Raw genomic sequence first — 25,886 nt, 5'->3', positions numbered from 1 at the left:
TTAGCGATGCAATACCGCCTTACCACTCTTCTGCCGCCCATCATTCAATACCAACCGAAAGACATACAAACCGTTGGGCAGTGGCACCCCACCCTGATCCGTGCCGTCCCAGAAAACCAGATTCTCGCCCACCCGCACCGGCTGCCGAAGGGTGCGAACGAGATGGCCGTTCAGGTTCCGAATCAGAATCTGACCCTCCCCCGGCGACTCCGTTCCCGAAACCGTAAACCGAAACCGGGTGTGCGTCGCAAACGGATTGGGCGTTGCCTGCACAACCGACAAACTATCCCCATTCTGCACCCGAAACTGGATCTCATACGGCCCCGGCCCGGCCCGGTTGCCACTGACATCGGCGGCATAAACCTGCAATGCATACAGGCCGTCCGCCAGATTTTGGGGCTGATAATCCAGCACAAACCGGTTATCGGGACCCGCCGGTTTCCAACGAACCGCTGGGCTATCCAGGGTTACGCGTTCAAAATCGCAGGTTGCACACGGTTTTTTCAGGAACACCTCAATCCCGACGGTATCCTGACGGATTCGGTACGGGTCTTCATCCTGTAAAACCAGACGAATCAGGGGATTGGCGGACACCAGGGCTTCATTTTTCAGTTGAATACCGTCAAACGTCACCTTCAGCAAGGGGTTCAGGCGATCGGGCGGAAACCGCTGGCCCGAATCCGGTAAGACCACCGTGTAGCCATCCGCCCCGGCTTTCAGGTCGAACACCACCAGATTATTGTTTTCTTCCGACTCCTCAATCTGGTTATCCGGATCAACCACGATTTCAAACCGGTTGGGCGTTTCGGCGTTGGGCAGTGACTCCGGTTTGAAGGCGTAAAAGAGGGTATCGCGGTAGGCAATGGCGTTGTTCACCTTCGTGCCGTAGGAGCGCATCTGCCCTTGGGCCAGCCGTTGCCGAACCGCCAGCCCCACCCGCTGCCGGGTCTCGAAACGCCCCGCGTTGGTCACCACCACACCGAATCGCACGGAATCTTTTTGCGAACCCCGCTGAAAAACGCCCGACGAATTGACACTGAAATCCGGTTTGTGAATGGGAAACAAACGCAAAACCGGGTCGCCCTGCAACACCATCTGGTGGGCATTGGAAAGGTCGTAGGCTCCGCTGTATTGCGCCAGCACGCGCCGGGTGGTTTCCTGCTGAATCAACCCAATCGGTTTGTTGAGAAAAGCCGTGTCGGCAAATAACGTCTGATAGAACTGCTGGGTGTAGGTTTCGAGCGGGCCGGAATAGCCCGAACCGCTGTGCGCCAGAATCGCAATCGCTCCTTTGTCGGGGGTTAGCAGCCAGTCGGTGGACAAGTTACCGACCGACCCAAAAAAGATATTACCGATTCCGCAGCCGTTGAAAAACATCAGCGGATACCGACCCTTGTTGTGATAACCGTAAGACGGTTTGGAGGCATAGCCAAAATCCAGATCGGTCACGATGGGCGACGAATGACCGAAAAACGTCATCAGGGCAACGCCGGCATTGACAATCCCGCTGACGTCCACGCGCTCCACCGGTTCGTCGGTCTGTTTGGCTTTGACGGTAATATTGGCCCCCACATACTGCCTGCGGGCGGTTTCGCTGGCCCGATCCAAAATACGCCGGAAGGTGGTCACTTCAAAGACCGAACTGCCTCCGCTCAGGTGCAGCACTTCCTTCCGCCAGGGTTCGTTAACGGGCGTGCGCTCAAACTCCTTTACTTTTTCGAGGTACGTCAACACCTCCTGCGGATTCAGCGTGTTGATCCGCCCGGTCGGAATCGCCGGCACATTCGCCGGATAACCCGCCAGCCCTTCCGTCAGTAACAGGTCAGAACCCGGCACATTGCCGATGGTCATTACGAGGTCGCGGTAGTACTGATCCGGACTGGTCCGCATGGGGAAATACGCATTGCCGCGCCCGATCAACAGCATGTATTTGGTCGTATCGCCGGATGAGGGTTTGCCCGTCAGCATGTAATCGGCAAACCGGCGGATGGCCAGGGGTGTCCGTTCGCCGTAGCTAAACTGGTTGAGCAATTGTTTCATCGTGACCACCAGCGTATCATGCCTCCCGCCCGCTGCCGACGCCCGGTAGCCCGCGTAGGCTTTGACCGGATTCGCCACGTTGCCCACCGGCTTCATCAACGACTCGTGGCTAACCACCAGATAATTGTGTTTTGCCGGATCGATCTTCCGAAAAACCGTCCGTTCCAGCCGCGACGGCGTCAGCGTTCCGGCCGTGATCAGAAGCTGGCGCGGGGTTTCGGTATTGGGTACGACCAGTTTCAGAAGGGTCTGGTCACGGACGGCGGTCAGACGGCGCGGATGAACCGGATCGGTTAGGTCATACAGCAGCGCATTGGCCGGAGCATCCGTCAACTCTATATACGACCGGCCTTTGGGATTGGGCAACAGGTTGATGGTCCTCCGGGTCAGGTTGCTCAAACTGAACGTCTGCGGGAACCGAAGCCGGTAGTAGCTCACCGAATAGCGGTCGGTTTCAAACGGGCCATGCGATTGGGTTGAGAGCGTCAATTCATTCGACGACGAGACATCTGTTGGCGGGATGTCGAACGCCAGGCGGGCCGTATTGAACCATTCGAAGCGGGTGTTTGCCAGCGGAGATGACCCCGGAGCGGTTTTCCCCGAAAAGACACGAACCAGGTGGGTGGTGTTATCGCGCCCGTTCAGCAACAGTTCCATGCGCGGTTTTTCGGGTGCCGTTCGCACCCAGCCGTCGAGCAGAAAGGTTCGGCTAACCAGGCTGTCTTTTTTCAGCATCGGGCCGGTATAGCCTTCACCTTCTTCAAAAAAAAGTTCGTAGGCCGACGGAAAAGGCGACGGCCCGCCGTTCGACTGGTTGATAGAGATTTCGTTGGTCAAAACCGTGAGTTGCTCGGCCAGATGATACGGCTCCGGTGTCAGGCCCTGCGCGTCGGTTTCGGCAATAAAGTCCATGCGTTTGCCCTTCCGTCCGTCGAGCCGCCAGGTCAGAAAGTAGGCCGCGGTATCCGAATACATGCTGTAATACGGATGCGGCTGGGCGTTCCGGGGCCGGTAAAGCAGTGAATCCTGCCGACCGTCGTTTTTTTCACCGATAAACTCCAGGTAATCGTCCGCATCCAGTTTGTTGTCCGATTCACCGGCCAGGTAAATCGCCAGTTCGATACCCCGCCGAAATACCTGCAAGCTGGCAGGGTCAATGGAAGCCGTTGGAACACCGGCTTTTTGCAAATCGGCCATAGTGAGTCGGTACACGCCGGGCTGGGTGATGGGAATTCGGTAGTAGGTTTGCCCAAAATTGATCCAGCCGTTACCAAAGTCAGTTGCTTGCGCAACCAATTTTAATGATGCCAGACAGAACAAAAAGCTTAAGAAGATGAGTCTCATGGCGCGGGTAGATAAAATTCGGCAGATAAACTTACAAATTAATCGGCGTTTACGCCAAATCCGCCATTCATCTCTTTATTTTTTCCGCTCATCATTTCAGCAAAGAGTATTTTATAAAGTACCTTGCATTGCATAGTACCTTTGTGTACCTTTGAACTATCAAAACTGGAAAGGTCAGGAGCTGGTTGGACACCAATTACTACGTGAACAACAACTGATGAACAACCGATTACGACCATACATAAACCGATCAGCTCCTACCCCCGTCAACTAGTTAAACGTCATGCAGTGATATGAATATTGAAAATGCTCAAGTGCAAATGCGGAAGGGAATTCTGGAATTCTGCATTCTGCACATCATCTCGCGGGGCGAAGTATATGCTTCCGACATGCTGGAGGAACTCACGTCCGCCCGCATCATGGTCGTAGAAGGCACGCTTTATCCGCTTCTGACCCGGCTCAAGAATGCCGGGTTGCTCGATTATAAATGGGTGGAATCAACCTCCGGCCCCCCGCGGAAATATTACCTGCTGACCGAAACCGGCCAGGCGTCTCTGAAAGGAATGAACGATACGTGGCAGGAATTATCCGATTCGGTGAACTCGATTGTCAGTAAAACCGAAAAACACAAGGCTGCGATCAATGGATTGACGGCCGTGGAAACCTCGGTTCTGTCCGTCGAAAACAATCCCGAAAAGCCCAATCCGGAAAACTGACCTAAACACATCTCGACTCTTTCACACGCTTTGTTGCCATGAAAAAGACCATCAGTATTAATATAAGCGGAGTGATCTTCCACATCGAGGAAGATGGCTACGATAAATTAAAAGGGTATCTCACGTCGATTCAACACTACTTTTCGACGTATGAAGACAGCCAGGAAATCATTACCGACATCGAAAACCGGATTGCCGAAAAGCTGCTCAACAAGCTCAAGGCGGCAGAAAAGCAGGCCAGTCCGCGCCAGGTAGTTACACTGGAAGATGTCAACGAATTGATTCTGTCGATGGGAACGGTGGCCGATTTCGAAGCCATCGAAGAAGAAGACAGCATCGGTGTTGCCGCCAGCAGCCGTTCGCAGGCAGCCTACGAATCGGCCGCAACGGCGGGTGCCAATCCGGAACCCAAAGCCGGCCCAGCCCCCGGAACGGGTTCGGTGCCACCGCCCCGCCCGAGCGGTTTACCCCCACGCAAACTCTACCGTGACCTGCGCCGGAAAATTGCCGGTGGCGTTGCTTCCGGGATTGCCAACTATTTCAACATCGACCCGGTTTGGGTACGGCTGATTTTTGTGACGCTCATTCTGGCCCTGCCGCCTTTCAGCGGAATTTTCGGACACGGCAGTGACGAATTCTTTGGCGGCATCTCCGGTTTCACCGTAATTCTGTACATCGCCATGTGGGTGGCCTTTCCGGGTTCCATGACACTGGAAGATGACAAAAGTGTCAAGAAGTTCTACCGAAATCCCGACGATAAAGTGCTGGGTGGTGTTGCTTCGGGGATTGCCGCTTACTTTGGCATCGACGCCGGGGTGGTGCGTCTGCTGTTCGTTCTGACCATCTTCCTGTTCGGTACCGGTTTTCTGGCCTACATCGTTCTCTGGATCATCTCGCCGACGGCCAACACCTTAACCGAAAAGATGGAAATGCAGGGGGAGCCCATTACGCTCTCGAACATCGAGAGCAATATCAAGCGTAGCCTTGATATCAACGAAACCGCCGAAGAAAGTACGCTGGCCAAAGTTCTGCTGTTTCCGTTTCGGCTGATTGCCACCATCTTCAACGGGTTGGCCAGTATTCTGGGCCCGTTGGCACGCGGCACGGTATCGATTGTCCGGGTTTTAGCCGGGGTGTTTCTGGTCGTGGTCGGGTTTGCCATTATGGTGGGCGCACTGGGCGTTCTGGGTACGGTTTTTGGTCTGAAAGGAATTCACTTCGGGAACAGTGACATTCCGTACATGATCCAGCGGGAAATCACCCCTCCGATGATTCTGTCGGCCTTTGTTGCGGTTTTTCTGCCCGGTCTGGCCATCGCAATTCTCGGAATCATGATCATTTCGCAACGGGCCCTGGTGACTACCGCTATCTCGTTAACGCTGTTGAGTGTCTGGTTTTTAGGCCTGATTGGGCTGGCCGCTACGGTTCCGCAGGTGGTCAATGAATTCAGCCGCAGCGGCCACATTGAGGAGACGGTGACGTTGCCGGTTCCGGCCGCCATCCCGACGCTCGACATCAATGACGAGGACGACAATGACAACGATTTTCATACATCCATTGAGTTGGAAGGGGTCGAGGGCACAGCCTGGAGCTTGCTGAAGCGTCAGGAAGCGCAGGGGCCTACCCGCCAGATTGCCCAGCAAAATGCCCGGACTATTCTGTATAACTGGTCGGTCAAAGACTCCCTGATTCGGTTTGACGACAACTACGAAATCAAACCGGGATCACGGTTCCGGGGGCAGGATATCGACCTCACGATCTACATTCCCTACGAACGCCCGTTCCGAATGACCGAAGCTTTTGCCCGTCATATTCGCAACGAGTTTGGAAACGAGGAACTGGAACGGATGAAAACCAGCCTCTGGAAATTCAGCAAAACCGATGGTCTGGTTTCCCTGACCCATCCGCGTGAACTGAACGACAACCGCTACGAGGAAGACTTCGATACCAACGACGCCATCGACGAAGCACTGCGCAACGAGTTGGGGGATGATTTCCACCAGAAAGGTGAATACACCCGCCAGTTTGAAGCGACAAATTTCTCAAAAATCGACATGGGGGGGGCCTTTGCCGTCCGAGTAAAACGGGGCGAAACCTTCAAGGTCGTAGCCGATGGCCGTGAAGAAGACATCGACGATCTGCGGGTTCAGGTTGAAAATGGCGAACTGCACGTCGATTTCCGGAATGAGGGCATTTTCAAATGGCGCAACCGCCGTCGGATCGGCATCACGGTAACGATGCCGGATGTGCAATCCATCCATTATTCGGGAGCCACGCAGTCGATCATTACCGGTTTCGACTCGCTCGACAACCTGGACATCGACCTGACCGGGGCCTGCAAAGCCCTCATCGACGTCAAAACCAACAAACTGGACATCGATCTGACCGGCGCTTCGAAGGCGACCCTGCGCGGACGCTCCAACAATGTGAACGCACACCTGTCCGGTGCCTGTAAACTCGATGCGACGGCAATGACAGTTGGCCGGGCCGACGTCGAAGCAGTCGGAGCCAGCAACGCAGAATTCGGCACAGTAGACGATCTGAAGTCGAAAACCAGCGGAGCCAGCAGCGTACACGGAAATACGAATCAGCCGCAATAGATGCAACGTTTTAATACGGTTTTGCATCTTTAGCCTGAATTGTTCAACTAAAATCTGCTATGAAAAGGTCACTTGCGTTCTCCTTATTAACACCCTTTCTGCTCTCGACAACGGTTTTATCGATAGCCGCCATCAGCCCTTCGGGAAGCCAGTTGGTCGAAATCATGAGTGCCCTGCCCGTTCAGGACGAAACCCGGACGTTCAACGTCAGCAACTTCGACAAACTCGACCTTGGCAGTGCCTTCATCATTCACGTGACGCGCGGCAGTGGCTACAAAGTGACGGCTTCGGGGCGGGGCGATGACCTGGACGATCTGGAAGCGAAAGTGATCAACAATAAACTCCAGGTCCGTTACAAAGATAAACTCGGCTGGAACCGGAACCGTCAGCGGGTTACGGTCAATGTGACCCTGCCCGACCTGAAAAGCGTGTCCTTCTCGGGGGCCTCCAGGTCCGATGTGACTGGTTTCCGCAACCTTAAAGAACTGGCTGTCGACATATCGGGGGCGTCGACGTCGACCATCGAAGTAGATGCGGAACGCGTGCTGGTCGATCTGTCGGGGGCTTCCAATGTGACCCTAACCGGCCAGGCCAAGCGGCTCGACGGGGAAGTTTCGGGGGCCACGACGCTGAAAGCCTACGACCTGAAGGTGTCGAGTGCCAAAGTGGATTTGTCGGGAGCCAGCAGCGCCCGGATGAACGTCAGCGACCGGCTCGATGCCGACGCCAGCGGAGCCAGCAGCCTGACCTACCGTGGTTCGGCCTCCATTCGCTCCAATACCTCCGGTGCCAGCTCGATCAAAAGCGTAGACCGGTAAAAATAAAATAGTTAATAGAGATTGGTAGAATCAAAAATCGCCCTCTGAGTCAGAGGGCGATTTTTTTATTGAACAGAACCCGGTGACTATCCATGGATCGTCTCACCGCGTTGAAAGGTATTTTCGTATTCTTTCAGCGTGGGGTCTGCAAAGACGTCGGCACCATTCAGGTTGTAGCGGACGGGCTCGTTCACGAGGTCGTGCCGATGCCGAAAATACCCCAGGGCCGAAGAATAATGACAGACGTACGATTTGCGGGTCAGGCTTTCATCCAGAATCGGTTCGCCACCGTGGGCCAGAGCCGCGTGCCAGATCAGGACGTCGCCCTTTTTAAGCAACAGCGTCTTCCGCTCCAGTCCCTCACATTCGGCAATCAGATAACGGCCGAAATCCGTCGGATTTTTGGTCGATTCACCCGTGAAGAAAATACCGTTTCCCCAGTTGAATTTCGGAATCTTGTGCGATCCGACAAAGTAATGCAATTCACCCGATCCGGGTTTCACATCTTCCAGCGCGATCCAGGCTGCGGCCAGATGACTCGGAACCTGGGGAACCACATACGGAAAATCCTGGTGGGTTTCCTGCTGTGAACCATACAAAAAAGTCAGGCTCTGCATGGCCACCACCTTTTCGTTGAAGATGGCCTCCAGAAACGAAACAATGGCTTTATGAAGCATCAGTTTCTTGCCAGCCACCGAGGCATTGTGGAAGTCCATTACTTTAATGTACTGGCCTTCAATAATTTCACGCGGAACATCCCGGACTTTCATCACCGGGTGTTTGCGGTATTCGGGCCGGTCGATGCGAATGTTGATGTCATACTGCTTGTGTTTTTCGATCAATTCCTGCACATCGGCCAGATAGGCATCGATCAGTTCGTCCGAAATGACCTTTTCGAGAATGACATACCCGTTCTTGTGCCAAAAATGAAGCTTTTCGGTCAAATCATAGGGTAACTGGCTGGCTTTGGGGAACTGTTTGACGAACCCCTCGATGTCCGGATTCTGCCTGTCAATCCAGGGCAGATTCTCAGCCGGAAAATCATGGAGAACCGGGGCAGGAAACAGCCTTTTGTAAGCCTGCCGCGCTTTGTTTACGATGGACATAGTTTCAGGTAGCAATGTTGCTCCTAAATCTAGTATTATTCTTTTTAAATTTTTAACATAACCCGCTAAAAATCAACGGAATAGATTTTAAAAAAATCATAAACCCCTGACAATCAGAAAATCCCGTTTAATCGACTTTTAAAATTTATCCAAAAATAAGTGTATGAAGCGCGCAAGATTACCAGTCAGAAACGGCAGATTTTCACTACCGGATGTCGCTCAATTGAACAAAATCCATGTCGGTAAACGAATAATTTTCGCCCGCCATGGCCCAGATGAAGGAGTAACTGGCGGTTCCGGCGCCGGCATGAATGGACCAGGGCGGAGACAGAATGGCCTGATCGGTGGCCACCAGCAGGTGACGCGTTTCCTGGGGATGGCCCATAAAGTGAAAAACACGCTGGTTTTCCGGAATATCAAAATAGATATACGCTTCCATCCGGCGGTCGTGAACGTGGGGCGGCATGGTGTTCCAGATGTTGCCGGATTTCAGGGTTGTCAGTCCCATCACCAACTGACAGCTTTGCAAACCGTCGGCATGAATGTATTTGTAGATGGTTCGCTGATTGGCCGTTTCCTGGGCGCCCAGCTCCACCGGCGAGGCTTCTGCCGATGTCAGTTTTGCCGTCGGACAGGTTCGGTGGGCGGGGGTCGAAATCAGCGCAAATTTGGCCGGTTTGTCGGACTGGTTGCTGTTAAAAATCACCTCCCGGCTTCCCATCCCCACGTATAGACAATCTTTTTTTGTCAAGTCAATCACCTGTCCGTCAACCGTTACGGTTCCATCTCCGGCCAGATTGATGATCCCCAGCTCACGCCGTTGCAGAAAGAAATCCGCTTTCAGCTCGTCATACGTCGGTAATGTCTGCGGCCCATCGACGGGCATGACGCCCCCCACGATCATCCGGTCGTAATGCGAATAAACGAACTCGAAAGAATTGGATGTAAACAGGCTTTCGATGAGAAATTCCCGCCGAATCCGGTCGGTATCATACTGCTTGAAATCGCTGGGATTGGTCGTATAACGGGTCTGCATGGATGAATAAGATCAGTTTGTGAATAGAGGGCTAGAGCGGTTTTTTCTACTGTTATCGGTCAGGATATGGCTTGCCGAATCCGGACCAGTTTCTCCAGCAAACCTTCCAACTGACTCAGCGGCAACATATTGGCCCCATCCGATTTAGCTTCCGACGGGTTGGGGTGAGTTTCGATAAACAGACCGTCGGCCCCTACAGCAATGGCGGCTTTGGCGATGGTGGCAATCAGGGCCGGTTTTCCGCCCGTGACGCCCGACGACTGGTTGGGCTGTTGCAGCGAGTGCGTACAGTCCATTACCACCGGAACGCCATGAGCCTGCATCATCGGCAGGTTTCGATAATCGACCACCAGATCGCCGTACCCGAACGAGTTGCCCCGGTCGGTCAGAAACACTTCCGCATCCGGATAAACCGACTTCACTTTTTCAACGGCAAAAGCCATCGAATCGCCCGACATAAATTGTCCTTTTTTGATGTTGACCACTTTCCCGGTTTGGGCGGCTGCGGTGAGCATATCGGTTTGTCGGCACAAAAATGCCGGAATTTGCAGCACATCCACGTACTCTGCCGCCATCGCGGCCTCGTGCGATTCGTGGAAATCCGTGACGGTCGGAACCTGGAACCGCTCGCCCACTTCTCTGAGAATTTCGAGGGCTAAACGATCGCCGATGCCGGTAAAAGAATCCAGTTTTGTCCGGTTCGCTTTGCGGTAGGAGCCTTTGAACAGAAACGGAATCCGGAGTCGATCCGTTAGGGCGACCAGTTTTTCGGCAATTTCCAGGGCCATTTCGCGGCTTTCGATGGCGCAGGGTCCCGCAATCAGGAAAAAGTTGCCAGAATCGGTATGTTTTAGTTTGGCAATCTTCACAGGCGTTTTTGAGGTTTTCGTACAAAACTACACAATTAGCCCACTTTGAACGGTTCAGTCCTGTCAAAATCGCACTTTCGCTAACTTTTACCGGTTCTGGCCGCTTTGGGAGCGACTAATCTGAAATTTAAGTCGTTTATTGCCATTTTGATAGATTGTTGGGCCATTCGACGAAACCGGAGCTACTTCATTTGGCCGTCTGGTGATCGAGTTGGTACCGGGACGGTAGTTCGGTTGGTAAATACAATTTTATTTTGTAATAAGCTGTTAATCTGTCTTTTTACAAAAAAAACCAAGCACTTTTAAACGATTTTCGATAGAAAAAATTATTTGACAATACTGTTTTTAATCTCTTTCTTTGCACAGTTTTTAGAACCCCAAACGCATACAGAAATGTCAGAAATTGCAGACAAAGTAAAAGCAATCATTGTTGAAAAACTGGGTGTTGAAGAATCGGAGGTAACGCCGGAAGCCAGCTTCACTAATGATCTGGGCGCTGATTCGCTCGACACCGTTGAACTGATTATGGAATTTGAAAAAGAGTTTAACATCTCTATTCCGGACGATCAGGCGGAAAACATTGGTACGGTAGGCCAGGCCATTACGTACCTGGAAGAGAATGTGAAATAAGCTTTTCTTTTTGTAGTTCATTCTATGCCTTTTAAACGAGTAGTAATCACCGGCCTGGGCGCTCTTACGCCGATTGGTAATACAGTACAAGAGTTCTGGAACGGCTTATCTGCCGGTGTAAGTGGCGCCGGTCCGATTACTAAATTCAATGCCGAAAAATTTCGGACAAAATTCGCCTGCGAAATCAAGAACCTGGATATCAACCAGTTCATCCCTCGTCAGGACGCTCGTAAGATGGACCCTTTTGCCCAGTACGCCCTCATTGTGGGCGACGAAGCGGTGAAAGACGCCGGGCTTGACCTCACCAAGCTCGATCTAAACAAAGCCGGTGTCATCTGGGGTTCAGGAATCGGAGGGCTCAAAACCTTCGAAGACGAAGTAAAGAATTACGCCACCGGCGATGGCACTCCCCGTTACAATCCATTCTTCATTCCGAAAATGATTGCCGACAGTGCATCGGGCATGCTCTCGATTCGCTACGGTTTTCACGGTGTCAATTACGTGACGGTTTCGGCCTGCGCTTCGGCGACCAACGCCATGATCGACGCCTTCAACTTCATTCGGCTGGGACGGCTGAACATCGCCATTTCCGGCGGTTCTGAAGCCGCCGTAACCGAAGCGGGTGTCGGCGGGTTCAATGCGCTCCGGGCCTTGTCGGAACGAAACGAGTCGCCGGAAACGGCTTCACGGCCGTTTGACAAAGACCGCGACGGTTTTGTGCTGGGCGAAGGGGCCGGAGCCCTCATTCTGGAAGAGTATGAACACGCAAAAGCGCGGGGTGCCAAGATTTACGCCGAACTGATCGGCGGAGGCATGTCGTCCGATGCCTACCACATTACGGCACCGCACCCCGAAGGGTTAGGCGCACTCAATGTGATGAAAGATGCGCTCGACGACGCCCAGATTCGGCCGGAAGACATCGACTATATCAACGTACACGGAACGTCGACGCCTTTGGGCGACGTCAGCGAAGCGACAGCGATTGAAAAAGTTTTTGGCGACCATGCCTATAAAGTCAACATCAGCAGCACCAAGTCGATGACGGGTCACCTGCTGGGGGCGGCCGGGGCCATTGAAGCCATTGCCTGTCTGATGGCGATGAAATACGGTATTGTTCCACCGACCATCAACCATTTTACCGACGACGAACAATTTAACCCGAAGCTGAACTTTACGTTCAACGAAGCCCAGAAAAGAACCATCGACGTTGCTTTGAGTAATACGTTTGGGTTCGGGGGTCATAATTTTTCCGTGATATTTCGCAAACTTGAGTCATAAACAGCCGCGTGCCAGCCGCTTCAGCCAACACCTTCTTCGAGCCTATTCGCAGTTTTTTCCGGTTTCGGCTGGGCAACAGCGAACGCAAAAAATTTAAGCGCTCCGTTGAACACATCATTGGCGAAGCGCCTTCCAACGTCGGCCTGTATCAACTCGCCTTCCGGCACACCTCGGCCTCGAAAGAAACGGCGATCAAGGGCTTCAAAGAATCCAACGAACGGCTGGAATACCTGGGCGATGCGGTTTTAGGCATGGTGATTGCCGAGTTTCTCTTCAAAAAATTTCCGTATAAAGACGAAGGCTTCCTGACCGAAATCCGCTCCCGGATTGTCAACCGGGAAACCCTTAACGGCATTGCCCGGAAAATCGGTCTCGAAAACCTGATCGAATACGACGGCAGCCGCAACCGGGGAATTGTTCCTTCCCGCACCTCCATGTACGGCGACGCGCTCGAAGCGCTGGTCGGTGCCATTTATCTTGACAAAGGATTCCGGTTTACGCGTCGGTTCATTCTCAAGGAGTTACTGGGCCATTATGACCTCGAAGCCCTGATCAGTAACAACGCCAATTTCAAAAGCCGCCTGATCGAGTGGGCGCAACGGGAAGGCAAAAAAGTAGAATTTATCATTATTTCTGAACGCGGAAACAACCACTTCCGCGAATTCATCTCGCAGGTAACGGTCAACGACGAACCGTTTGCCCAGGGCAGTGGCTACAGCAAGAAAAAAGCCGAACAGTCGGCCGCCGAAAAAGCCTGTGAGCAATTGCAGATGAAGCCGGTTTCCAATTAAAATCCGGCATCTCCCCCCCCTTCCCGATCAGGTTTCCGGACAATTCGTTTCTGCACCAACCTTCGGTATTTTGTGTCATTTTATCAAATGTCACCCCTGGTAGCTAAAAACCACCTGTCAAACTGACCTGGTTGTCGTCTAAAATAAACAAACATTCCCGTCATAATGACATAAATTTCTCTAAACATTGGACTGGTATGGATGTTGTAACTAGGGTGCTATACCTCTGATTTCTGACCAACAACCCAATAACTGAAAATTGTGATTTTCACTGGCTCTCCATCTCTTGTCTCAACGGCGCAGCCAGCCAACATTCGCCTGTTAAAATTTGTTAATTGCGTTAAAAAAGCGAATTTTTGGAAAAGCAGATTTCGTTATCTTGGGGAACTGGTACGAAAACAGTAAACGACCCATTTTTAGAATCAAGTCATGAAAAACAACTGGAAAACGTTAGCGATCATCGCTCTGCTGTCAAGCTTTGTTACATTGGCCGCTTATAACTTCTTAGGATTTAATAAGCAGGATGTAATTTTTAACGAATCGTCACCAACTCCTACCCCTACGGGCCGGTTGGCGGCATTGACCGGGCCTCAGGGCGCTCCGGGTGATTTTACCTACGCTGCCGAAGCCACTACACCGGCGGTAGTACACATCAAAACGACTATGACCCGTACGGTTCGCCAACAGCAGATTCCGGATATTTTCCGTGACTTCTTTGGGGACGAATTTGGCCGGGGTGGCAACGGCGGTGCCCCGCAACGGCAACGCGGTCAGGCATCCGGCTCCGGCGTCATCATTAGCCAGGACGGCTACATTGTTACGAACAACCACGTCGTACAGGGTGCCGACGAAGTGGAAGTGATTCTGACCGACAAGCGCAGTTTCAAGGCGAAAGTGATTGGAACCGACCCGCTGACCGATCTGGCCGTAATTCAGGTGAATGCCAAAAATCTGCCTTCCATTACCCTGGGTGATTCGGATGCGCTGAAACTCGGTGAGTGGGTGTTGGCCGTGGGTTATCCGCTGGATCTGGAATCGACGGTTACAGCCGGTATTGTGAGCGCCAAAAGCCGTCGGATTGGTATTCTGGATCAGAATATCGACCGCAACGACGCCAAACCGGATTCGCCGGTCGAAGCCTTCATCCAGACTGATGCCGCTATCAACCCCGGTAATTCCGGTGGGGCACTGGTCAACCTGCGTGGTGAACTGGTCGGTATCAACTCGGCCATTGCTTCAGCTACGGGGTATTATAGTGGATACGGTTTTGCCGTTCCGGTTTCCTTGGTGAAAAAAGTTTCGGCTGACCTGGTTAAATATGGCAACGTACAACGGGGCTACCTGGGCATCATTCCGGTTGAACTGAATAGCCTGCGAGCACAGGAACTGGGTTCTAAAATTGGTCGTGGGATCTACATCAACGAAGTCGTGGAAGGCGGTGCCTCAGCGTCGGCTGGTTTGAAGAAAGGTGACGTGATCGTGAAGATGGAAGGCCAGAATGTGGATTCCGACGCTCAAATGCGCGAAATCATCGGCCGTCGTCGCCCGGGTGATGTCATTGCGATGACCGTAAACCGGAATGGCGATCTGCGGGATTTCCGCGTCGAACTGCGGAACCGCAACGGAGGTCGCGACATCATCAAGAAAAGCGACAACATTTCTGCTTCAAATTCAGCCGCCACCCTGGGTTCGCTGGGAGCCGACTTTGAAGAACTGGCCGCAACCGATGCCAAACGGCTGGGTGTTGACGGCGGTGTTCGGGTGAAGCGGATTCGGGAAGGGAAAATGTCCGAAACCGACATCGAAGAAGGTTTCATCATTGTGAAAGCCAACGGAAAAGTTGTCCGCACGGTGAAAGATCTGCAAACGGCACTGAACACCACCAAAGAAGGTGAAGGCCTGATGCTGATCGGAATGTATCCGAACAGTTCCCGGATGTATTACTACGCCGTGCCGGTATAAAGTATCAAGTGTGTTTTCGGGTTCATACAAAAGCCGCCGGTTCTGAGAACCGGCGGCTTTTGTATAAGAGCTTTCGTGCGTAATTTACTCGAAATAATTCATGACCCGGTGACCGCTTTTCTCCAGCAACTGGTCACGTTGGAACAATTCGATGTCGGCAATAACCATTTCTTTCACCAAAGCAGCCAAATCGTATTTCGGTTTCCAGCCCAGTTTGGTCATGGCTTTGGTCGGATCACCGAGGAGCAGATCCACTTCCGTCGGGCGGAAATACCGTTCATCGATGCAGACCAGTTCGCGGCCCACTTCAATGGGATAGCTGGGGTTGGTCGACTTGACTACCACACCGGTTTCGTTGACGCCCTCGCCCTTGAACTCCAGTTCGACGCCGATTTCGGCAAAAGCCATCCGGATAAAATCGCGGATGTGAGTGGTTTTTCCGGTAGCAATCACAAAGTCTTCCGGGGTTTCCTGCTGCAGCATGAGCCACATCGCTTCGACGTAATCCTTGGCGTGGCCCCAGTCGCGTTGTGCGTCCAGGTTGCCCATGAATACTTTGTCCTGCAAACCCAATGCAATCCGGGCCACGGCCCGCGTGATTTTCCGGGTAACAAACGTCTCCCCGCGCAGGGGTGATTCGTGGTTGAACAGAATCCCGTTACAGGCATACATGCCGTAGGCTTCCCGGTAATTGACCGTAATCCAGTAGCCGTAGAGTTTGGCAACGGCGTAGGGAGAACGGGGATAGAAAGGGGTCGCTTCGGATTGAGCATGTCCCTGAACCCCACCATATAATTCCGAAGTTGAAGCCTGATAGATGCGGGTTTTGTTGCTCAACCCCAGCAATCGAACGGCTTCCAGAATCCGCAATGTGCCAATTCCGTCGACGTGTGCCGTGTACTCAGGTTCATCAAAACTCACCCGAACGTGCGACATTGCTCCCAGGTTATAGATTTCATCCGGCTGAACTTCCTGAATAATCCGGATGATGTTAGTCGAGTCGGACAAATCACCGTAGTGTAGCACAAACCGCACGTGTTTCTCGTGTGGATCTTCGTAAATATGATCGATCCGCTGGGTGTTAAACAGCGAACTCCGGCGTTTGATACCATGAACTTCGTATCCCTTCGACAGGAGCAGTTCCGCTAAATAAGCGCCGTCCTGGCCGGTAATTCCGGTAATGAGTGCTTTTTTCATAGATTATTGTAAAGACTGACTACAAAAAATATAGTTTATCGCTATTTAATGGATAAACTTCTTCTAATCTCGATTCGATCGGGCAAAAGCGTCGCCGACGAAAACTGCTGACGCAGTTGGGCCAAATACCGCTCGGCATCGAGCCGACGCATGAAATCGCCCACTTTCAGCCGGTATGTTGGCTGTCGGTACGTCGTATAGGGGTTCAATTCCGGAAAATTCTGGTAGGTAAACCGTTTGACGCGATCCACCTCGGCCCGCTGGTCACCAACATACACCTGGATTCGATACCCTTGCGCATACCGGATGGAGCGGTTTTTGACTGAAATAGTGTCCAGTATGGCATCCAGTTTTTTGTTGATGTGCAGAGGCTCGGCCATGGGCAGGGTCCGGCGGGTTTCGGAAGCCGGGCGGGCGGGCGGGGTGGAAGGTAATGGTTTGGAGGCTGTTGCGGGTACGGTGGTGTTGTACTTCGGACGGGTAGCCGACAAATCGTAATTATATGTATTGTAATCTGTCGAGGAAGAGGACGACGACCGGGACGCCGTCTTTTTCGATGAGGCACACGAGCTGATCAAGCCCGACAGTCCGACCAAAACTACCAGGATAAACGCGCTATCCGACCCAATTTTATACATCTGTGCTTTCATCCCTTGTTTGCAAATTTAGCAACTATCTGGTTATGCAACAATCCGAACGCTATCTTGTTGAGCAATACCGCCAACATACCAACGTTTTCCCTTCTTTTTACTTACTTTGAGGTAGCATTCTTACGCTACCCCATGCTAGATATTCAGAGCCACGTATCGCTGAAATCCTATAACACATTCGGAATCGACGCGAAAGCCCGCTATTGGGTCGAAATTGATACCGAAGAACAACTGAGAACGCTTTTCCAGGTATCCGAGTTTTTGGCCGCTCCCAAACTGATTCTGGGGGGAGGCAGCAACCTGCTTTTCACGCGTGATTTTGAGGGACTGGTTATTAAAATGTCCATTCAGGGAATCAAAGTGGTGCGGGAAGACGCGTCACACGTTTTCGTAAAAGCGGGCGCGGGTGTCAACTGGCACCAGCTGGTTCTGTTTTGTGTACAAAATAGCTATGCCGGCATCGAAAACCTCTCGCTGATTCCCGGCACCACGGGTGCAGCCCCCATGCAGAACATCGGCGCGTATGGCGTTGAAATCGAGCAGGTGTTCGACCACCTGGAAGCGGTGGACATTCAAACGGGCGAAACCCGGATTTTCAATCATGCCGAATGCCGGTTCGGGTACCGCGAAAGCGTTTTTAAACACGAAGCCAAAGGAAAATACATCATCAGCAGCGTCACGTTTCGCCTGAACAAACAGCCCGTTTTTCACATTGAGTACGGTGCCATTCGGGAAACGCTGGCAACGATGGGCGTGTCGGAGGACAATCTCAGCATCAAGGCGATCAGTGAAGCGGTCATCCGAATCCGGCGCAGCAAACTTCCCAATCCTGCCGAAATTGGCAATGCCGGGAGCTTCTTTAAAAATCCGGAAATCTCAAAAGACGACTATGCCCGGCTGAAAACCGAGTATCCTACCCTGCCCGGCTACCCGACCGGTGACCTGACGATGAAAGTTCCGGCGGGCTGGCTCATCGAGCAGTGCGGCTGGAAAGGTAAACACATCGGTCCTGCGGGGGTGCATTCCAAACAAGCGCTCGTGCTGGTCAACCACGGAGGAGCCACAGGTGCCGAAATTCTGAACGTAGCCCACCAGGTGCAGCAATCGGTGGAAGACCGGTTCGGGATTCGGCTGAATCCCGAAGTGAATATTGTCTGAATGGTTTGAAGTGGCTGGATGGTTAAATGGTTTGAATGTTAAACATGGTTCAAGCTGGCGGATACCTGCAACTCCCGACCATTTTTAACCATTTTAACCATCCAGCCGTTTAAACCATCTATTCAAAACAAAGCGATGCCGCGCCCAGCAGGCCCGCGTCGTTGCCGAGGGTGGCGCGTTTGAGCGACAAACCGTTCTGATAATAGGGCGTGAGCCAGAAGTCCAGTTGTTTTTGCACGGCGGGCAGAATGTAGTCGTAAGAAGCCGACAGGCCACCGCCAATGAGGATTTGCTTGATGTCCAGCACCCGAATCAAGGCCACGAGCCCGTCGCCGAGCATCTCGCCCACTTCCGTCCAGATTTGCAAGGCCAGCTCGTCGCCAATGGCGGCTGCCGCCACCAGACTGGTCGTTGAAATGCTTCCGTCAGATGCCAGTTGGGTGGTTCCTTCAAACTCCTGACGCCGTTCGTTGGCTAAATCCAGCAGTTCTTTTTTACCGATGTTCCGTTCGAGAACGCGGTTGTTGCGTGAAGGCAGATGGCCGGGCTCCATCGCGTTGCCATCACCGCCGACAAATACCTTTTTGTTGATAATAGCCGCCCCACCAACGCCCGTTCCCAGGGTGATGAAAATATAATTTTCGTCGATGTTATCGTCAGCAAAATAAAATTCGCCCAGCGCAGCCGCGTTGGCGTCGTTTTCCAGAAAAAACTGGACGTCCGGAAACCGTTTGTTCAGGGTTTCGACCAGCGGGACGCCGTTCAATTCGGGGATGGCCGTAATTTCGAGCGGGACGGTTCGCTCCCGGTTGATCATACCGGGCAAGCCAATGCCTACTTTCTTAATTTCCTTGTGTTCATACAGTTGAAGCGCAATGGCGTCAGCAAATTGTTCGACAAAATGCCCTGATTCGCGCCAACTGGCCGTATCATGACTGTAAAAGTTGGAAATATTGCCACTTTGTGCGTCGACAATACCCATTTTGACATTCGTACCGCCGACGTCAATACCCAAATATTGAACAGATTCCATTACTGGAGTTTTATGTTTGAAACGTACTTTTCTATCTCAGTTTTTTCAATGAGGGCGCAAGATACGAAGGAAGATTTTAATGAATATCGAATAATGAATATTGAACGCTGATAAACGAAGTGATGCGTCTCTTTCGGTGTTCAATATTCATTATTCGGTATTCATTGTTTTCTCATTTAATATCTCCCAATTGCGGTCTGAGCAAAATCTCTTCAACCACGGCTCCCGCCGATAAATTATACGCCGACCAGATGACTTCGGCGACATCGGAGGCTTGCATAAACCGGGTTTGGGGCAAACCGGAAGCCGCCCAACTGTCGGTATACGTGGCCCCGGGCAGCAGGGTTGTCACTTTAACGCCGTACGGTTTCATCTCTTCCCGCAATTCTTTGGCCATTCCCAGCAGGGCAAACTTGGAAATGCAATACGAACCGCCGTTCGGATAGGCCGTTATGCTGGCCGTTGACCCCATCATAAAAATGTGGCCATTCCGCTGCTTCATCATATCGCCAATCAGCCCGCGGGTCAGGTGGTAAATGCTGGCCACATTGAGGTTCATCGTCCGTTCAAATGTTCCTTCCGGCTCGTTGTGGATTTGCCCCGGCAGAAAAACACCGGCGTTGTTGACCAGCGCACTAACCGGGCGGGCCAGCGAACGAATGAAGTCAACAAATTGATTAACCTCCTCACGCTGAGCCAGATCGGCTGCAAATGGAAAGATGGTTGGCAACACTGCATCGTCGAATCCTTCCAGAACCTCCGCCACCGATTCCTCGATTTCGTGCTTTAACTGCCTTAAATCGTCCTCGTTGCGGGCACAAACCACCACGTCAAAACCGCCTTCTGCAAAACGTTCAACCACGGCCCGGCCAATGCCTTTCGTACCGCCTGTAACTACCAATAGTGGATTCATAGAATCAGTCAATGGTCATTAGCCACCACCCAATCTACCTAAATACGAAAGATTGTTTGTTAATGACTATCGACTCTTTCATGTTTTTTGGCAAGATACGCACAAAAGCGTTCTATCTTTACCGTAGTTTTATTGTTATTTGTGCTCATGCATCACCTTGGACGTTATTTTATTTTCCTGGGCTCCTTATTTCGGAACCGCGAAAAAATGGGGGTTTATTCCAAACTGGTTCTGGACGAATGCATCCAAATCGGCATCAACTCCGTCTTCATCGTTTCCATCGTCTCGACGTTCATTGGGGCCGTAACCTGCGTCCAGACGGCTTATAACCTGGTTAGCCCGCTGGTTCCGTTAACGATTATTGCCGTCATTGTACGCGACAGCACCATTCTGGAACTGGCTCCCACCATCACCTGTGTCGTTTTGTCGGGCAAAGTCGGCTCCAACATTGCCGGCGGTTTGGGAACCATGCGCATCACCGAGCAAATCGATGCGCTGGAAGTGATGGGGATCAATTCCAGCTCTTATCTGGTGTTGCCCAAAGTACTGGCCTCCATGATTACGTTTCCGATGCTGGTCATCCTGGCGGGTTTTCTGTCGATCTACGGCGGTTACATTGCCGGAACAGCAGCCGATATCATTACACCTGAAGACTACATCAGTGGACTCCGCTCCGACTTTAAACCGTTCAGCATCACCTTTGCCCTGATCAAATCGGTGGTATTTGCCTTTCTAATTTCGACGATTTCGTCTTTCAAGGGATATTATACGGCGGGCGGAGCGCTGGAAGTGGGACAGGCCTCGACGGCTGCCGTCACGAATAGCTGTATTGCGGTCTTAGCCGCCGACTTTCTGTTAGCGCAGTTGTTGTTGTAAAAATGAACTATTACAGAGCGTTTATCGGGGAAAATCAGAGGGAATCAAAGTAACCTCTGTGTAACTCTGATTTCCCCTGATAAACGCTGTGTAACAGCCAATTACCAGCATCATGATTGAAATAAAAAACATTCAGAAAACTTTCGGTGAACGGACGATTCTGTCTGGTATTTCGGGGAAGTTTTTGCCCGGCGACACGAGTTTGATCATTGGCGGCAGCGGCACCGGCAAAAGCGTTTTGCTGAAGTGCATGATTGGCCTCATCAAACCCGAAGAAGGCCAGGTGCTGTATGACGGACGCGATTTCCTGACCGGCGACGAAGACACCCAGAAAGCCATCCGGCGCGAAATGGGCGTCCTGTTTCAGGGTGGCGCGTTGTTCGATTCAAAAACCGTCCTGGAAAACGTCCGGTTTCCGCTCGACATGCTGACCAATATGCCCACGTCGGAAAAAATGGAACGGGCGCAGTTCTGTTTGCAACGGGTCGGGCTCGAAAATGCAGCCGATCGGATGCCGTCGGAAATCAGCGGGGGGATGAAAAAGCGCGTCGGCATTGCCCGCGCCATTGTGATGAACCCCAAATACCTCTTTTGCGACGAACCCAACTCCGGCCTTGACCCGCTGACGTCCATCAAAATTGACGAGCTGATCCGGGAAATTACCGACGAATTCAAAATTACCACCGTTGTGATTACCCACGACATGAACTCGATGATGGAAATCGGCGAGAAAATCATGTTTCTCTACCAGGGAAAAAAAATGTGGGAAGGCTCCAGTTCAACCATCACGCAATCGAAAGTAGCGGAACTGAATGAGTTTATTTACGCCAATAAACTCTTACGGGACACCAAGGCATGAAACCACAGAATAATGCACTGTTAATCAAAAATGGCGGACCGACACAATGGTCATCCTTTACGGTGAATGGTGCCTTATTGCTGGTTTTCTGGCTCGGATTTCGATCTTTTGGGTTTGCGCAACAGCCCTGGCCACCGGTTTTTGAAATCAAAACGGATTCCGGCCGGGTGAAAGTCGATACGGCCCATTTCCAGATACTGGCAGACCTGGCGGAAAATTACACCTTCGAACAGGTACAACGCAGCGATTCGTTCCGGTACGATTCCCACTACAATCCCAACCGAAATTCGCATGTTTACTGGATTCGTATGCGGGTCAAAAACACGTTGCCCCACGATCTGAATCTGTATTACGGCGATTTCTACGCCAGTTACCTGGATCTGTACCGACTGGATGCCAGTCAGCGTTGGCAGCACCAGCGAACCGGCGATCTGGTTCCGGAAAACCAGATTCCGGATCGAAACGGCAATAAAGAAAGAAGCCGACTGTTCATTCATCTGCGCCCCGGCGAGCAAACTACGCTCTACCAACGCTCGGAAAGCGCCTACTGGTACCCACCCCTGACCTACCTGGAGCCTCAGTTCGAAACCGAGGACAACCGCATTCAATCGGTTTACAAGTCGATCCGGGTTGAGAACCTCTGGGAAAATTACTTTTTTGACGGGATCATGATCGGGGTTCTTTTTCTGGCCATTGCCTACAACCTGTTCATTTTCATCTCGATCAAAGACATCGTCTATCTCTATTTCGCTATCTGTCTCTTTTTCTTCACCTTAGACCGCAACGCCTACAACATTCAGCTTGCTTTTTTTGAAAACCAGCCCCATCTGTTCAAACTGCTGGCCAATTTCTTTTTCATTATCTTCTTCAGCTTTTTCATTCAATCAATCCGAAAATTTATTCAGCCCGCTCCGGAGTTGGGTCGCTTAAACCGCGCTATCTCCTATTTTCTGGCTTTGACTGCCGCCGTCAATATACTTCAGTTTTTCATGTATCGGTTTTCGGGGATGCCGACCTTCGAAATCATGCTTCTCATCGAAATTCTGATCCGGGTCGTGTATGTTTTGCTGGGTATCGGAATGGTGAAAATGATCCGGCGCGGATCGCTCGACGCCCGGTTTGCCCTGTTGGCAACGCTGCCTTTGTTTGCGTATTGGCTCTTTACCCTTAGCACACAAATTGTAGGACGGTACCTGAATCTGAAGCTACCCAAAGGGTTTCGGGGTATGCTTGAGTACAGCGAAAGTTTCTGCTTTGCCTGGCTGATTATTTTCTTTTCGGGAGCCCTGCTCAACCGCTACAACCTGGCGCGCAAACGGGTGGCGCAGCAGGCGATTGAAAAAGAACAGCTTGAAAAAGAACGCGAGATCGAACGAAACCGCATCATTGCCAGCCAGAACGAGCGGCTGGAACAACAGGTGAAAGAACGCACCGCCCAGCTACAGACCTCACTCGAGGAACTGAAAGCCACGCAGAATCAACTCATTCAGAAAGAAAAACTAGCCTCGCTGGGTGAACTGACCGCCGGGATCGCCCACGAAATTCAGAATCCGCTCAACTTCGTCAATAACTTCTCGGAAGTAAGCACCGAACTGGTGACCGAACTCGAAGAGGAACAGCAAAAACCGGATCGCGACGCCGAACTGGAAAAGGAACTGTTGGGCGATTTGAAGCAGAACCTCCAGAAAATCAATCACCACGGCGGCCGGGCCAGTCAGATCGTCAAAAATATGCTGGCCCACTCGCGCACCACGACCGGCGACCGCCAGGCCACCAACCTCAACGCGCTCTGTGACGAATACCTGCGGCTGGCCTACCACGGATTACGGGCCAAAGACAATACGTTCAATTGTGAATTGGTAACCGATTTGGATCCGACGGCCGGTTCGGTCAACCTCGTCCCGCAGGAAATCGGGCGGGTGTTGCTGAATCTGTTCAACAATGCCTTTTATACCGTCCAGAAAAAACAGAAAACAACTTCGGAACCGTACCAGCCAATGGTCAAGGTTCGGACCAAAGCCAGCCTGAAGCAGATCGAAATCCGGATCATTGACAACGGACTGGGGATGGATGATACCGTCAAGGAAAAACTCTTTCAACCCTTCTTTACGACGAAACCCACCGGCGAAGGCACCGGCCTGGGGCTGTCCCTGAGTTACGACATCATTACCAAAGGCCACGGCGGAACCCTAACCGTCGAAAGCCAGCCGGGAGTCGGATCGGAGTTTATTATCACCTTGCCGGTTGATCGATGATTTTTCAAAAAAATAATAAATGTAGCATTGATCATTTTACATTTATTATTCATTATGAACAACCCGCCCCCGGTTTCGCACTTTCGCCAGCAGGGGCGCAAAGGTTCTCCGCTCGATCACCAGCATCGTGCCGACATACAAAAGGAAAAGTACGAGGTGATACGGTACGGAAATCCAGAGGTTGGAAATTTCGATTTGGGAAGCCAGATAGATCAATAGCCCCCCGCTGAACAGATAAATCAACGCCGACGACACATCGTAGGGAACCGGATAATGCTTTTCGCCCAGCAGGTAGCACGTTACGCACATCACCACGCTCGATGCCAGATACGCCACGGCACAGCCCATGTAACCCATCACCGGAATCAGCAACACATTGAGCAGCACCGTGACAGCCGCACCCAGGGCAGTAATAAAGGTGCCGTAGGCGGTTTTATCGCTCAGCTTAAACCAGAATGAAATGTTGTAATAGACGCCCAGAACCAGATTGGCCAGCAGCAAAAGGGGCACGACGCTCAGCCCCTGCCGGTAGGTTTTCCCGATAAACAGCCCAATCCAGTCGAGGTTCAGGCTGATGCCAACCCAGATGATGACGCAGACAATGACAAACCATTTGTTGACGTCGGCCAGCAAACCAGGGGCGTTTTTGTCTTCGGCGCGGGAGAAAAAGAATGGGTCAGCCGCAAACTTGAACGATTGAATGGCGAGCGCCATAAAAACAGAGAGTTTATAACAGTTCCCGTAAATACCGAGGGCATCTTCCGACGTCAGGCCCGGATAAAAACCGTCCGGCAAAAGCGGGCGCAAAAACCAGCGATCCGTCAGCATGTTGACATTACCCGCCAGCGCGGTCAACATGAGCGGAAACGAATAAGCCAGTAAAAGCCGCACCTGCGGCTTGTCGAGCTGAAAACGAAACCCCGCAAACGTTTTCCACAACAGCGGAAAATACACCAGATTGGCGATCAGATTCGCCAGAAAAATGTAACCGGGTCCAACGGAAGGGTCGTAGAACAGATCCACGACGGGTTGCAGAAAAAGCAAATACTCGCCATTGTAAATCTGCGGGCAGATGACCAGAAAGAAGACATTCAGCAGGACATTGAAGGCAATATTGATCAGTTTGGCCTTCACAAACTGCCGGGCCTGGTTTTCGACCCGCAACCGGGCAAACGGAATCGACACAATCGCGTCCGTCGCCACAATCATCGCCACCCAGATAATGAACTTCTGCTGACCGGGGTAATTCAGTGCAGTAGCAATTTGGGGAGAGAAAAGCGCAATCAGGGCCGTTGCCACCAGGCTGACGGCCAGCACAATGCTCAAGGTTTCGTTAAAGACCTTCTGCTTATCCTCTTTCTGGCGGGAAGCATACCGGAAAAAAGCGGTTTCGAGACTTAACGTATACACCAGGAGCAAAACCGGGACGTACGAAAACAGTTCAACATTCGAAGACAGTTCGCCGGGGCGCGGAAACACCCGCGTATGCAACGGCACCATCAACCAATACAGCATCCGCCCCAGGATGGTACTGACCCCATACAGAGCGGTATCGCTCGCCAATTTTTTAAATGCACTCATACGATTTCGTTCCCGCAAAGATAGGCGTTCCGGTAATACACTTTTGGTTTTTATACGAAGCCGGATCCAGGCGGTTTTTCTACCCCTAAATCCAGAACGTGCCGCTTGGGATGAAAGGATTTTTATAAAGAGAAATTTGGGTCAAACAGGCTTTTTTACAGAATTTAGGGCAGA

20 protein-coding genes are annotated in these 25,886 nt (G+C 51.8%); 11 read left to right on the top strand and 9 right to left on the bottom strand.

Translation table 11 applies throughout. The features are described from left to right. Positions 1-3,384 (bottom strand): C25 family cysteine peptidase, encoded by a 3,384-nt coding sequence (locus FH871_RS21855; RefSeq protein WP_138993565.1) that lies wholly within the window; start codon positions 3,382-3,384, stop codon positions 1-3. Between the two features lie 293 nt (positions 3,385-3,677). Between FH871_RS21855 and FH871_RS21850 the strand changes: the two genes are divergently transcribed. The 3 genes from FH871_RS21850 to FH871_RS21840 are packed head-to-tail and all read left to right on the top strand — an operon-like array spanning position 3,678 to position 7,518. Then, positions 3,678-4,100 carry a PadR family transcriptional regulator gene (locus FH871_RS21850; protein WP_114407178.1) on the top strand — a complete coding sequence of 141 codons (423 nt, stop codon included), beginning with the start codon at positions 3,678-3,680 and terminating at the stop codon, positions 4,098-4,100. Positions 4,101-4,138: 38 nt separating this feature from the next. After that, positions 4,139-6,700, top strand: coding sequence for a PspC domain-containing protein (locus FH871_RS21845; RefSeq protein WP_138993564.1), 2,562 nt, complete (start codon positions 4,139-4,141; stop codon positions 6,698-6,700). A 59-nt stretch (positions 6,701-6,759) separates the two neighbouring features. Then, on the top strand, positions 6,760-7,518 hold the full coding sequence (locus FH871_RS21840; protein WP_138993563.1) for a head GIN domain-containing protein: 759 nt from the start codon (positions 6,760-6,762) through the stop codon (positions 7,516-7,518). Positions 7,519-7,604: 86 nt separating this feature from the next. On the opposite strand, the gene FH871_RS21835 is transcribed toward FH871_RS21840, so the two are convergent. From FH871_RS21835 to kdsA, 3 genes are all read right to left on the bottom strand, one after another. Next, positions 7,605-8,624: a phytanoyl-CoA dioxygenase family protein gene (locus FH871_RS21835; protein ID WP_138993562.1), complete on the bottom strand. Its 1,020-nt coding sequence runs from the start codon at positions 8,622-8,624 to the stop codon at positions 7,605-7,607. A gap of 205 nt (positions 8,625-8,829) precedes the next feature. Next, positions 8,830-9,660, bottom strand: coding sequence for a 5-dehydro-4-deoxy-D-glucuronate isomerase (kduI, locus tag FH871_RS21830; RefSeq protein ID WP_138993561.1), 831 nt, complete (start codon positions 9,658-9,660; stop codon positions 8,830-8,832). Between the two features lie 59 nt (positions 9,661-9,719). Then, positions 9,720-10,529 carry a 3-deoxy-8-phosphooctulonate synthase gene (gene kdsA, locus FH871_RS21825; protein ID WP_138993560.1) on the bottom strand — a complete coding sequence of 270 codons (810 nt, stop codon included), beginning with the start codon at positions 10,527-10,529 and terminating at the stop codon, positions 9,720-9,722. A gap of 393 nt (positions 10,530-10,922) precedes the next feature. Here kdsA and FH871_RS21820 point away from each other — a divergent pair, with 393 nt between their 5' ends. The 4 genes from FH871_RS21820 to FH871_RS21805 all read left to right on the top strand — a co-directional run bounded on the left by FH871_RS21820 (position 10,923) and on the right by FH871_RS21805 (position 15,190). Further along, entirely contained in the window at positions 10,923-11,159 is a 237-nt protein-coding gene (locus FH871_RS21820) for an acyl carrier protein (RefSeq protein WP_038121612.1), read from the top strand. 24 nt (positions 11,160-11,183) lie between these two features. Next, a complete protein-coding gene (fabF, locus tag FH871_RS21815; RefSeq protein ID WP_114407172.1) occupies positions 11,184-12,437 on the top strand; it encodes a beta-ketoacyl-ACP synthase II in 1,254 nt (417 codons plus the stop codon). Between the two features lie 44 nt (positions 12,438-12,481). Next, positions 12,482-13,228 (top strand): ribonuclease III, encoded by a 747-nt coding sequence (gene rnc / locus FH871_RS21810; protein WP_114407270.1) that lies wholly within the window; start codon positions 12,482-12,484, stop codon positions 13,226-13,228. A gap of 429 nt (positions 13,229-13,657) precedes the next feature. Beyond that, positions 13,658-15,190, top strand: coding sequence for a Do family serine endopeptidase (locus FH871_RS21805; protein ID WP_114407171.1), 1,533 nt, complete (start codon positions 13,658-13,660; stop codon positions 15,188-15,190). An 84-nt stretch (positions 15,191-15,274) separates the two neighbouring features. Here the strand turns inward: FH871_RS21805 and gmd are convergent, their stop codons facing one another. Next, positions 15,275-16,387: a GDP-mannose 4,6-dehydratase gene (gmd, locus tag FH871_RS21800; RefSeq protein WP_138993558.1), complete on the bottom strand. Its 1,113-nt coding sequence runs from the start codon at positions 16,385-16,387 to the stop codon at positions 15,275-15,277. Between the two features lie 41 nt (positions 16,388-16,428). Then, positions 16,429-17,037 carry an SPOR domain-containing protein gene (locus FH871_RS21795; protein ID WP_229317466.1) on the bottom strand — a complete coding sequence of 203 codons (609 nt, stop codon included), beginning with the start codon at positions 17,035-17,037 and terminating at the stop codon, positions 16,429-16,431. Between the two features lie 132 nt (positions 17,038-17,169). Between FH871_RS21795 and murB the strand changes: the two genes are divergently transcribed. Beyond that, a complete protein-coding gene (murB, locus tag FH871_RS21790) occupies positions 17,170-18,195 on the top strand; it encodes a UDP-N-acetylmuramate dehydrogenase (protein WP_138993556.1) in 1,026 nt (341 codons plus the stop codon). Positions 18,196-18,313: 118 nt separating this feature from the next. On the opposite strand, the gene FH871_RS21785 is transcribed toward murB, so the two are convergent. Beyond that, on the bottom strand, positions 18,314-19,228 hold the full coding sequence (locus FH871_RS21785; protein WP_138993554.1) for an ROK family protein: 915 nt from the start codon (positions 19,226-19,228) through the stop codon (positions 18,314-18,316). 172 nt (positions 19,229-19,400) lie between these two features. Beyond that, on the bottom strand, positions 19,401-20,141 hold the full coding sequence (locus FH871_RS21780; protein ID WP_138993552.1) for an SDR family oxidoreductase: 741 nt from the start codon (positions 20,139-20,141) through the stop codon (positions 19,401-19,403). 147 nt (positions 20,142-20,288) lie between these two features. Here FH871_RS21780 and FH871_RS21775 point away from each other — a divergent pair, with 147 nt between their 5' ends. The 3 genes from FH871_RS21775 to FH871_RS21765 all read left to right on the top strand — a co-directional run bounded on the left by FH871_RS21775 (position 20,289) and on the right by FH871_RS21765 (position 24,131). Next, positions 20,289-21,017 (top strand): ABC transporter permease, encoded by a 729-nt coding sequence (locus tag FH871_RS21775; RefSeq protein WP_114407268.1) that lies wholly within the window; start codon positions 20,289-20,291, stop codon positions 21,015-21,017. A 112-nt stretch (positions 21,018-21,129) separates the two neighbouring features. Beyond that, a complete protein-coding gene (locus FH871_RS21770) occupies positions 21,130-21,876 on the top strand; it encodes an ABC transporter ATP-binding protein (protein ID WP_138993550.1) in 747 nt (248 codons plus the stop codon). Continuing rightward, entirely contained in the window at positions 21,873-24,131 is a 2,259-nt protein-coding gene (locus tag FH871_RS21765) for an ATP-binding protein (protein WP_138993548.1), read from the top strand. The genes FH871_RS21770 and FH871_RS21765 overlap by 4 nt, the downstream gene beginning before the upstream one ends. 45 nt (positions 24,132-24,176) lie before the next feature. On the opposite strand, the gene FH871_RS21760 is transcribed toward FH871_RS21765, so the two are convergent. After that, positions 24,177-25,712, bottom strand: a complete 1,536-nt coding sequence (locus tag FH871_RS21760) for a polysaccharide biosynthesis C-terminal domain-containing protein (RefSeq protein ID WP_138993546.1) — start codon at positions 25,710-25,712, stop codon at positions 24,177-24,179. Positions 25,713-25,886 lie beyond the last annotated feature (174 nt).

Source organism: Larkinella sp. C7, from assembly GCF_006149005.1.
Classification (GTDB): Bacteria; Bacteroidota; Bacteroidia; order Cytophagales; family Spirosomataceae; genus Larkinella.
Note: the sequence above shows the minus strand (reverse complement) of the source record. Positions and strands in the feature narration are given on the sequence as shown.